Here is a 12,063-nt window from a genome sequence, read left to right on the forward strand (position 1 = left end):
CAACGACAATGAAAAATTTTTTCACTTTAGCCTTATGTGTTCTGGGAATTTCTCAGGCCTCATTCTCGCAAAAATATGCCAATGATAAATTTCCTGACGGAAGTGAAATCACGCCCTGGTTTAAAGATTATACCAAATTGCAATTAAAAGATTTAGGTAAAAAATACACGATAACCGATTTTGGAGTTGGTAAAGACAGCACCAAAATTCAAACTCTTGCCATTCAAAAAGTAATTGATAAAGCCGCTGCAAATGGTGGAGGCGTAATTGTAATTCCCAAGGGAGTTTACCTGAGTGGAGCTTTATTCTTCAAACCTAAAACAGCTTTATACGTTAGTGAAGGTGGAGTTCTAAAAGGTTCTGATGATATTGCCAATTATCCAATTATGCCATCGAGGATGGAAGGCCAGAATCTGGATTATTTTCCTGCATTGGTAAACGCTTACGGAGTTGATCATTTTTCGATTTCGGGAAAAGGAACCATCAACGGAAACGGAAAAAAGTATTGGGATGCTTTCTGGGCGCGCCGTAAAGAGAATCCAAAATGTACCAATCTTGAAGTTTCCAGACCGAGATTGGTTTTTATATGGAATTCAAACAATGTACAATTACAAGATGTAAAACTGATTAATTCTGGTTTTTGGACCAATCATTTCTACAAATGTAATAATGTAAAAATGCTGGATTTGTATATTTTTTCACCACATCTTAAAGACAAAGCACCAAGTACAGATGCTATCGATATTGATATTTGCAGTAACTTTTTAGTGAAGGGTTGTTTCTTGTCAGTTAACGATGATGCGATTGCTTTAAAGGGCGGAAAAGGGCCTTACGCAGATCAGGATAAAAACAATGGACCAAATTCAAATATCATTATTGAAGACTGTAATTTCGGATTCTGTCATTCGTCCTTAACCAATGGAAGTGAATCGATTCACAACAGAAACGTAATTATGCGTAATTGCAAAATCGATGGTGCATCCAGATTATTATGGCTAAAAATGCGTCCGGATACGCCTCAAAGATATGAATACATTAGAGTAGAAGACATCAAAGGTTCAGCCAAAACGGGTTTGGCAGTTTTCGCATGGAAACAGTTTTTCGACTTAAAAGGTCGTCCTGATATCCCGCTTTCGTATGGAGATAATGTGACTTTAAAAAATATAGAATTAAAGTGCGACACTTTTTACGGAGTTGAAAATGATCCAAATGTGCGTCTATCCAATTTCACTTTCGAAAATTTAAACATAGAATCCACTAAAACGGAGATTAATAAAAGACTGATAAGCGGAGTGATTTTTAAAAATGTTTATGTGAATAAAGTGCTTGTTGATTAAAGAGGTTCAAAGGCTCAAAGGTTCAGAGGGAAGGTTTTCTGTAGAGACGCAGCAGTGCGTCTACACAAAATAACCACAAAGCTTGAATAAAAAAACTTTGCGCCTTAGCGCCTTTGTGGCAAAAAAGACATTATCATGAATAAATTTCGAGCATTCATCTTCTCAATTTCAACTTTGACCTCCTACGGTCAGGATAAAAGTTCTATTGACTTTTTAATTGCGGATAAAAATCAAACAGCAACTATTTATATCGATAAAAATACCGATGCACTAATTCTTTGGGCTGTAAATGATTTGGCTGATGATCTTAAAGAGATAACCGGAAAACGTCCGGAAATTATTCCAACAAACTCATTTTCTAAAAAGGGAATCTACATAGGAGAAGCTTCTTCCAATCTATTTCAGTCTCAAAAAAATAGAAAAGAAGTAGCAAATCAATGGGAGAAATTTTCCATTCAAAAAGAAAAGGATAATTTAGTAGTTATAGGAAGTGATGTACGAGGAACGGTTTATGGAATCTTTGAAATTGCTGAACGACTCGGAATTTCTCCATGGAAATGGTGGGCAGATGTTCATTCTCTAAAAAAAGAAAAATTAGCGTTACAACTTCCCCGTAAGGGAATAATTTCAGGGCCATCAGTACAATATCGAGGAATCTTTTTAAATGACGAAGATTGGGCATTACAACCCTGGGCGGCGAAAACATTTGAACCCCAAACAGGTGATATCGGTCCAAAAACGTATGAGAAAATATTTCAGTTATTGCTTCGATTAAAAGCCAATATCATTTGGCCAGCGATGCATCCCTCTACAAATGGATTTTTCACCCTTGCGGGGAATAAAGAAATGGCGCAAAAATACCATATCGTTATCGGATCTTCTCATGCAGAACCTATGCTCCGCAATAATGTTGACGAATGGAAACCAAAAATTCATGGTGATTATAATTATTTCACGAATAAAATCCAGGTCGATAAATATTGGCAGGATCGTTTGGACGAATTAAAATCGGCTCAAAATGAAACGATCATGACATTAGGAATGCGGGGCGTGCACGACAGTAAAATGGAAGGTGCGAAAGATTTAGCAGCATCAATTGAAATGGTCGAAAAAATCATTGTCAATCAGCGTGAAATGCTTTCAAACACTTTCAAAAAACCTCTGTCAGCTATTCCACAAGCCTTTGTTCCGTATAAAGAAGTTTTGGAATTATACGATAACGGACTCAAAGTTCCGGACAATATTACCTTAGTTTGGCCCGATGATAATTACGGTTATATCCGTCGTTTGAGCAATGTAGAGGAACAAAAAAGAGCAGGAGGAAGCGGCGTTTATTATCACATCAGTTATTGGGGAAGACCACACGATTATCTTTGGCTGAGTACAACACAGCCGGGATTAATCTGGTATGAGATGAACAAAGCATACGAAAACGGAGCGAAGAAAATGTGGATTGTAAATGTTGGCGATATCAAACCTGCGGAATATAACACAGAGCTTTTTTTAGATTTAGCGTGGAATACCAACAGTATAAAATCGGATGGATTAAAGGAATATTCGAAAGATTGGGCTTCCAGGGAATTTTCGCCTAAAGTCAGTTCAGAAGTAAGTGCGATTTTTGAAGAATATTATCGTTTGGCATTTCTAAGAAAACCAGAATATATGGGATGGAGCCAAACGGAACCAACAACTCCTGTAAAGCTTTCGGATTTCTCTGAAGAAGAAATTTGGAACCGAATTAAAGCGTACGATTCTCTTATTGAGAAAGTGGATAAGTTGTCTGACTTGATTCCCGCAGAACGAAAAGACGCCTGGTTTCAGCTAGTGGTTTATCCTGTAAAAGGCGCCGCTTATATGAATCACAAATTTTTATACTGGAATTTAGAAGCGACAACTTCTGATGAAAACAAGAAGGAAAAATATCAGGTTTTGGCCTCAGAAGCGTATCAGAGAATTGAAGAATTGACAGATTATTATAATACCAAACTGAGCAATGGAAAGTGGAATCATATGATGTCGATGCATCCCAGGGATTTGCCTGTTTTTGATGCAGTTAAAAAAAATACATTTTCTAAAGAATCGTCAAAATTAAATTCCAATAGAATTATTATTCTGGCCAATCAATTTATTTCTAAAAAAGAGGCGAAGGAATATCAATGGAAGACCATTAACGGATTAGGATACAGTAATAATGCGGTTACTTTATTTCCGTTGAAACAGCAGCATTTTAAAACCGAAAAGCCTTTTGTTTTATATGAGTTTGAAATAGAAAATGCAGGAGACTACGAAATTGAAGTTCATTTGCTTCCAACGCATTCCAATAATTTTGATCATGAAATCGGAGTCCAAATAGATGGAAAAGTAATTCAGTTTTTCAAAATCAATACAAAGGATCGTGATAATACATGGAAGGAAAATGTGTTGCGAAATAGTGCCATTGTAAAAGTACCAGCGGCAAGTTTGCAAAAAGGAAAACATACGATTAAAATCGAAGTCAATCAAACCGGAATTGTACTTGATTACATAGCGGTAAATGATCATTAGGTTTAATTTAAATTTTAAAATGATGAAAAAAAGGAATACAAAAATACAGTTGTTAATGTTGATGTTGTTTTGTTTTTCAATTTTGTATAGTCAGGAAATTCAAAAGAAATTAGTAGAAAAACCTAATATTATTTTGATTATTGCTGATGATATGGGATGGAATGATGTTGGCTATCATGGTTCAGTAATCAAAACACCAAACATCGATTATTTAGCTCAAAACGGTGTAGAACTCAACCGTTTTTATGTAAATCCGACTTGTTCTCCCACCAGAGCCAGCCTTTTAACAGGAAGGCCTTCGAGTCGAATGGGAATCGTTGCTCCAATTGGAGATCGGGATCAGACCAAACTACCTGATTCAATACCAACTTTGCCGAAATTATTACATCAAAATCAGTATCAGACGGCACTTATCGGAAAATGGCATTTGGGATTGCAACTCGCCAGTGGCCCCAAAGCGTATGGTTTTGATTATTCGTACGGCTTTTTACACGGGCAAATCGATCAATATACACATTTGTATAAAAATGGAGATAAGAGCTGGTATAGAAATGGTGAGTTCATAGAAGAGAAAGGCCATGCCACTGATTTGATCACAGATGAAACCGTCAAATGGATTTCTGAAATAAGAGATCCTAATAAAAATTTCTTTTTGCAGGTCGCCTATAGTGCCCCCCATTTTCCTTTGCAGGAAGAACAAAAGTGGAAAGATCCTTATATGAGTTCCATCAAAGACAGTTCGCGCAGGGATTATGCCGCTGCGGTGGCTCATATGGATAACTGTATAGGTTTACTACTTGAAAAATTGAAGCAGCAAAAACTGGATAAAAATACACTGGTCATTTTTATGAGTGATAATGGCGCTATGGAGAATTGGGATTCTAAAAATGAATATAATGACATCCATCCACCCAATACCACCCTTGGAGATAATAAGCCACTTAGGGATTGGAAAACATCCAATTATGAAGGAGCAGTGCGAGTCCCATGCGTGATGTATTGGAAAGATCATTTGAAAAGTTATAAAAATTCAAATTATATTTCAGTTATCGACCTATTACCAAGTATTTTATCTTTGGCAAGAGAGAAGAATGTACCACAAAGCGTAGAAGGAAAAAATGTCTGGCCAACGATTGCTGAAAACAAAACGATGCCCAATCAGGAAATTTACATTAGAGGACATTTACAGGAATGTTTAATCAGCAAACCCTGGAAAATAATCAGAACGAGGCATCCCAAAGCAATACCGGCAGATTATGAATTGTATAATATTGAAAAGGATCCGGAAGAAAAGAACAATGTCTGGAAGCAAAATGAAGCAATCGCCGAAAAAATGAAAACTGCTCTTGAAAATCAGTTTAAAAAAGATGCTAAAAAAGTCAATAATGAGAATCTTAAATAAAAATAGGGCTACTAAAAGTACTTTAAATGGGAATTACGAAATAATTGCTAAGCAATAAGAAGAAAAAAAGACTGCTGTTTATTTTATGTAAGTAATTGATAATAAAGTGTAAAGCATCGAGATTGATTTATTATTAACTAAAAGAGAAAAAAGAGTTATAATTTTAACATTAAAGATGCGTTATCTATCAAGCAAACTTTTATTTTTGCGCCTTAATTTAACACTTATAAGCATGAAAGATCTATTAGTAAAAATCAACGCCGAAATTGACACATTCAAAGCAGAAGCTGAATCTTTAACTGAAAAAGGTATTAAAGCTGCCGGAGCTAGAGCACGTAAATCAACATTAGAACTTGAAAAACTTTTAAAAGAGTTCAGAAAAGTTTCTATCGAAGAATCAAAAAAATAATCTTTTTTGAACTAAAAAGATAAAACCTCGTTTAAGCAATTAAACGAGGTTTTTTTATTGGTTAGAAGTTAAATGTTAAAGGTTAAATGTGTTCGACATTATTCTAAAATGCACCGGTTTCTACCTTGTTTTAAACGTCTCCCATGGTTTTAACCGTGGGAGATGTTTTGCGGTAATTATACGATTTTTTTCAACCATAATTTCAAATATAGCCCACGGTTTCAACCGTGGGGACACAATATGATCACAATACGTATCCCACGGTTAAAACCATGGGCTATGTTTAAAGCTGATAACTCAAAATTCATAACTCATAACTCATAACTATTTAGCTATCTCAATATAATCCTTCAAACCACATTCCTTAATTTTTTTAATACTCTCGGCAACGGTCAAAGCATTTAGTGTAGCACCTTCCAAACCTGTATGCGTGTGATCTTTCGGGAAGAAGGCTTTCACTTTTTCTTTTCCTAAAGCTTCATATTTCAGAGCGACAATTTCATTCAAATCAATATAATAAGCACCTTCTTTATCGGCAGCAATTTTAGACCAGTTTCCATATGTATCGGTTCTACGTTCGACTTTCTCATTTGGCCATTCGTTTCTTGGCGTCTGACTTAAAACGATCGGAATAGCACCTTTTTCTTTGGCTTCCCTGATGAATTTTACCATATACCACCCAAAAGTATGAACGATTTCTTTTGAGCCGTCAGGACGTATTACTTCTTGGGTTTCATCTCCATTTCCTTTTAGTGAGCCTCTAAGTTTTTCTTTGTCAACAGCCCCGGCATCGTTATGTCCAAACTGAATTAGGATAAAATTGCCAGGCTGTAATTGGTTTTTTACTTCATCCCAAAGGCCTTCATAAACAAAGGTTCTGGTACTTCTTCCGCCTCTGGCTTTGTTGATTACTTCAATTCTTGTGGTATCGCAATATTGCGGAAAAGGAACACCCCAGCCCACAGCATCAGGATTCCCGTCATTACTTGCCATAGTCGAATCTCCGATTAAAAACACTTTTTTCTTTGCAGGAAGTACAATTTTTGGGTCTGCTAAAATGTAATTTTTTAAAGGATTTTTGCTTGCTTTCAGTTCATTAATAATGACCGAAGCCGAAAGTACAGCACCTTTTGCAGAAGTATGCGTATGGTCTTTTTTATAGAAATAAGTTCCCGTAATTTTTTCTTCACCGAGTTTTTCCATTTCAAGTGCCATTTTTTCATTCAAATTGATGAAAGTTACTTTTTCCTTTTCAGCAATTTGTTTGGCCCATAAACCATATGATTTATCGCTACGTGGTACTTTTCCATCCTTCCAGTCGTTTCTGGGAATCGGCGAACAAATAATCGGAATCGCTCCTTTTGCTTTAGCTTCCTGAACTACTTTCTGAATATACCAGCCATAACTGTGAACGATTTCATGTTTTTTGGTCAATAAATTGTCAATTTCCTGCGTTTGATTTCCGATACCTTTAATTGTTCCGCGAGCACGAATTGTGTCATTTACAGGACCATCATCATTATGTCCAAACTGAATCAGGACATAATCTCCTTTTTTAAGTTTATTTAAAACCGCAGTCCACAATCCTTTATCCTGAAAAGTTCTCGAGCTGGTGCCACCCAAAGCATGATTTTCTACATGTATTTTAGTAGTATCCAAAAACTGCCCGATATAATCTCCCCAGCCCCAGAGCCCGCCGGTTCCATCGCCTTTGCCATTTTTAACTGTGGAGTCCCCAACCATATAAAGAGTTGGTTTAGTATCTTGTTTTGAAGTAAAATTGAAAAATAATAAGGTCAGAAATAAGATAGAAAATATTTTAATTGATTTCATAATTTGAATTGTGAATTGCGAAATTGCCTAATCTTGCCATAATGACATAAAATGAGAGAATCTATAAATTAAGGTTGCATAAAAAACTTTCTGCCTTCGTGGCAATTAACCTCTAAAATCAAACCATAAATTCATCTTTATCCCATCATCTCCGCTTTTAATTCGGATGTTGGTTGGTTGACTTTGCGGTCCTTGTTGTTCCAATGGTTTGAAATCGCGCATCGCTGGAATTTCATACATAAACGAAATATCTCCTTCCGGAAATGCCGGCTGTGGATAACTCCCCGGGAAACCATTTTTAGGCAAATCGGGCGTAAACAATCTCAAAAATAAATTATCATTTTCACTAAAAACTTTAAATGATGATGCTCCGGCTTTTAAATTTGCACCTAATAAATTAGCGTGATAACCTTTGAATTCAGGGTAAATCAAATTCTCAAAACTTTCTCCGGTAATCGTATTGTTATAGTCTTTCTCCCAAATGCCGTAAGTGGTTCCTTTAATTCTGTTTTTCCACACATGATACGGACCTCTTCCAAACCATTTAATTCCGGTAACTTCTTTCTCCGGAAAGCTGAATGTAATTCCGAAAGCGCTGATTTTATCTTCAAAAAAAGCACCATCAAAACCTTCACCGCCTGAAGCATTTTTCAGGGCAACCAATTCCATTTTAAATCTTCCATCCGGTTCCATAATCCATTTAATGGAAGATAAGCCACCAGAATAATTTACAATGCAAACGGCTTTGTCATCATCCTGCGAAACCTGAATATCTTTTAATTTGGCTTTCATCCCAATTGGGCGTGGGCCATTTGTCAACGCAATAGTTGAAGTTCCGTTTTTAATAGAAGTAATTTCTCCTGTTACAGCATCTAAAGCAACCGTGATTTCACTTCCTTTTAAGGTAATTTCATTTCCGTTTTTTACTGCTGAAGCCTTGGCTTTCGTATTTTGAACTGCCAGGAATTTATTGGCATAAAACAAAGCTTTATGAATTGGCCATGTCCAGGTATAAATCTCTTTGTTGAATTGATCGTAAGCCGTGACAGACAAAACATCGCCTTCAGCAAAATTATTAGGAACAGCAAAATTAATTTTACGGGTTTCTCCCGGATCAATACTTGGAAGTTCAATTTTTCCTGAACTTATTGCTGTAGAAACGCCATTAGAATAAAGTACATTATCATCAGCTTTCATCACTTTAAATTCCATTTTGCAGGTATTCAAATTGCTGAACAAATAATCGTTTTTGATAAAGAAAGAGCCATCAAAATTTTCAGAAACCTGTTTTGGCTGAAATTGGATTGGCGACCAAACTTCTTTTACGGTATAATAACTTCCTTCTCTCTCACGGTGCGGTCCTAAAATTCCGTCTGCCGCCAATGAACCTTTCGAATCAAATTTTACATCTCCCGTCCAATCCGAGCGTTTTACGGCTTCGTCGAGCATCGCCCACATAAAACCTCCCGCAAAAAGCGGACTTTCTTTGTAACGGTTCCAGAAATCTTCCAGAGCCGCTCCGTGTCCGTTATCGTAAGTTCCGTGCATGAATTCAGTTGGGAAAAACACATTTTCACCTGCATTAAAACGGTGCATTCCCGTTAAATAAGTAGGATAGTGGTGTGTATCCCAGCCATTAAAATCGGCCCAGGGGTGAATCACAATTCTTTTTTGCGGATCAAGGTCTGCAAAAACTTTATCGGTATCATAATTCCATCCGCCTTCATTCCCGTTGTCCCAAATAATTACTGAGGCATGATTGACATCACGGGTAATCATTTCGGTGGCTAATTTTTTTCCGGTTTCTGTATCATAGGAGTTTTGCCAGCCCGCCAATTCATTCAAAACAAAAAGGCCTAATGAATCACAGACTTCTAAGAAGTGTTCGTCTGGCGGATAATGCCCACGAACCGCATTCATATTCATGTCTTTAATTAATTTCACATCCAGTTCGCTGATGCGCTTACTGGTGCTTCGACCGCCTTCTGGCCAAAACGAATGACGGTTAATTCCTTTCATGATAATTTTGGTACCATTAACATAAATTCCGTCTCGCTTTTTAAACTCCAGCGTTCTAAAACCAATTCGTTTATCATATTGATGCAAAACTGTTCCGTTTTGTTTTAAAACCAATTGTAAGTCATATAAATTAGGAGTTTCCGGATTCCACGGTTTGATGTTCTTCCATTGTGCTGCAGCAGTTGCTGTTGTACTTTTTGCTTTAATCGGAAAAGTAAAAGTTTGAAAATCCTCTCCATTCAAACCTTTTAATGTCGCTTCTAAAGTGACATTTTTAGGAATATTTTTAAGTTTCAAATCAACAGTGAGAGAGCCATCCATTTTTGGATTTACGGCAATATTCTGAATATGTGTTTTTGGAGCAACTTCCAGCCAAACCGGACGATAAATGCCGCCAAATAGCCACCAGTCCGCTCTTCTTTCTGCGGCGTTTACTGATTTATTAGCTGAGTGTTTCCAGACATGAACTTCCAAAAGATTTTTAGAACCATATTTCAGTAAAGAAGAGATATCATATTTAAATTCATAAAAACCACCCTGATGAATCGCTCCGGCCAATTTTCCGTTTACTTTTACTTCGGTATCGGTCATCGCTCCGCCAAAAGCAATTAGCACCTCTTTGCCTTTATAATCGGCAGGAACTTCAAATTCGTATTTATACAAACCTTCTTCTTTGCTTGGCTCTTTCTGTTCCAGTTCCTTGTACCAGCGTCCATAGGTATATTCCCCAAAACCTTCCAATTCCCATTGCGAGGGGACATTTATTTTAGACCATTTTTGGCTGTTGTTGCCACCGGTACAATAAAATTCCCATTGCACAGGATGTTCAAAATCTTTTCCTGAAAGATAAATTTTATCCGTTTGTTGTGCGTGGCTGTTTTGGGTCAGAAAAAGCGCAAACGCAGCAAGAGAGAGATTTTGGATCGTGTTTTTTAGTTGCATAATTGGTGAATTCTTGGAGGTTAATTGCCATCTGGTTTAGTAATTTCAAATCGGTCACTCATTGGGAGTGTCCAGCTCGAAATATAATTTGGTTTCTTTGGATCGTAAGTAGGTGTTTCTTTTTTGATTTGTTTCTTTAATGGAATATCAAGTTCGCGAATTCCTTTCAGTACGCAAAGTGCAATTTCGTTAGCGCCAAAACTATTAAAATGGGTGTTGTCGTCCAAAGTTTTTTCCTGCCCGGGAAAAGTATTGGCCGGATATTGTACAAAAGCTTTTCGGGAAGGTTCATCGCCCCAGGCTTCGTATAATTCGGTTGTCATTTTAGTGATATCAATTAAGGCGATATTGTTTTTTTGAGCGACAGTTCGCATCGCAGCAGGAAATTCGCCATGCGTTTCTTTTAAAGCCCCATTTTCATTAAAGAAACGACGTTGTGTTGGGGTTACCAAAACCGGAATTGCCCCTTTTTCTTTAGCTGATTGAACAAACTCCGTCAATAAATTGGAATACGATCCCCAGGCACCATTTCCTTCGCCTTTGATTTTCTCATCGTTGTGACCAAATTCCACAAACAGATAATCTCCTTTTTTAATTTGGGTAAGAATCTTTTTTAAACGATTTCCATTTTTAAAAGAACTTAACGAAGAACCCGAATACGCATAATTTGCGACAACAATACTATCATCAAAATAGTTGGTAATAAATTGTCCCCAGGAAGCCCAGGGCTCTACGTCCTGATCGGTAAGAGTTGAATCTCCGGCCAGGTAAACAACAGTCAGATTGTCTTTGGCAGTAATTTTGATATTCTGGATTGAAACCTCACCTAAAAATTCAAGGGTTAATTTATCATCCCAGTCTAAAATATCTTTTTCCCTGTCTTTAAGTATGACATTTAATTGATCATCGATTTTTGGAGTTCTGACATTTATATTGAATGTTTTGGTTATTTTTTGTCCTTTTGGCACAGAGAATTGATTTACCATCAGTCTTCTTGATTCGGCTTTTATAGAAACGTTTGAAGTTTTTTCGTTGCTTCCCATCGTCACTTCAACCTGATAATTTCCTTCAGGAAGTTGTACGGAGAAGTAAGTTGGTTTTTCGGCAGAAAAAGAATTAGTATTGATTTTTACTTTGAAAGAAGAGTTAAAATCGAAACCAAATCCTGTATGAGCATCGTAAACTATCGGTTTATGGATTGCAATTCCTTTTGAAGCTTTTGAAGTGCCAAAATGAAACGAAAGTGATTTTGTGTTTTTAATACTGTCAGATGAATGTGTTTTTGATAGAAAGTTATTGTTATTTAAATGATTGTCAGCATGCATTGCGAAAAAAGCAGCAGGCATAACCAAACAAAAGACACATAAAAAAGTACTTATTTTTACCAACTTTTCTGAATTTAAGTTTATTTCACTTTCAAAGCTAACAGTTCCGTTATTATATAGTATCCTGTACTATGATGTTAAAATAGTATAGGATTGTAAATTATTATATTATAAAAATCAGGTAGGTACAGGATGCTATACCATAAAAAAACAAAGAAATTGCAATTAAATTATCAAACAATTAGGAATAAA

At 36.5% G+C, this 12,063-nt stretch carries 7 protein-coding genes; 4 read left to right on the plus strand and 3 right to left on the minus strand.

What is annotated here, in order from left to right; all coding sequences use genetic code 11:
* Positions 1 to 8 precede the first annotated feature (8 nt).
* The 4 genes from ASC72_RS16415 to ASC72_RS16430 all read left to right on the plus strand — a co-directional run bounded on the left by ASC72_RS16415 (position 9) and on the right by ASC72_RS16430 (position 5,692).
* Positions 9 to 1,337 carry a glycoside hydrolase family 28 protein gene (locus ASC72_RS16415; RefSeq protein WP_056192986.1) on the plus strand — a complete coding sequence of 443 codons (1,329 nt, stop codon included), beginning with the start codon at positions 9 to 11 and terminating at the stop codon, positions 1,335 to 1,337.
* Between the two features lie 135 nt (positions 1,338 to 1,472).
* Positions 1,473 to 3,881, plus strand: a complete 2,409-nt coding sequence (locus tag ASC72_RS16420; protein WP_056192989.1) for a glycosyl hydrolase 115 family protein — start codon at positions 1,473 to 1,475, stop codon at positions 3,879 to 3,881.
* Positions 3,882 to 3,903: 22 nt separating this feature from the next.
* Positions 3,904 to 5,283, plus strand: a complete 1,380-nt coding sequence (locus tag ASC72_RS16425) for a sulfatase-like hydrolase/transferase (RefSeq protein WP_241775734.1) — start codon at positions 3,904 to 3,906, stop codon at positions 5,281 to 5,283.
* Positions 5,284 to 5,515: 232 nt separating this feature from the next.
* Positions 5,516 to 5,692: a histone H1 gene (locus tag ASC72_RS16430; protein WP_026983373.1), complete on the plus strand. Its 177-nt coding sequence runs from the start codon at positions 5,516 to 5,518 to the stop codon at positions 5,690 to 5,692.
* 324 nt (positions 5,693 to 6,016) lie between these two features.
* On the opposite strand, the gene ASC72_RS16435 is transcribed toward ASC72_RS16430, so the two are convergent.
* The 3 genes from ASC72_RS16435 to ASC72_RS16445 form a co-directional block, all read right to left on the minus strand.
* Positions 6,017 to 7,525 carry a rhamnogalacturonan acetylesterase gene (locus tag ASC72_RS16435; RefSeq protein WP_056192993.1) on the minus strand — a complete coding sequence of 503 codons (1,509 nt, stop codon included), beginning with the start codon at positions 7,523 to 7,525 and terminating at the stop codon, positions 6,017 to 6,019.
* 105 nt (positions 7,526 to 7,630) lie between these two features.
* Complete coding sequence (locus tag ASC72_RS16440; RefSeq protein WP_056192995.1) at positions 7,631 to 10,486, minus strand: glycoside hydrolase family 2 TIM barrel-domain containing protein; 2,856 nt, start codon at positions 10,484 to 10,486, stop codon at positions 7,631 to 7,633.
* Between the two features lie 20 nt (positions 10,487 to 10,506).
* Positions 10,507 to 11,874, minus strand: coding sequence for a rhamnogalacturonan acetylesterase (locus tag ASC72_RS16445; protein ID WP_056192997.1), 1,368 nt, complete (start codon positions 11,872 to 11,874; stop codon positions 10,507 to 10,509).
* Positions 11,875 to 12,063 lie beyond the last annotated feature (189 nt).

The organism is Flavobacterium sp. Root420 (assembly GCF_001427905.1).
Lineage (GTDB): Bacteria > Bacteroidota > Bacteroidia > Flavobacteriales > Flavobacteriaceae > Flavobacterium.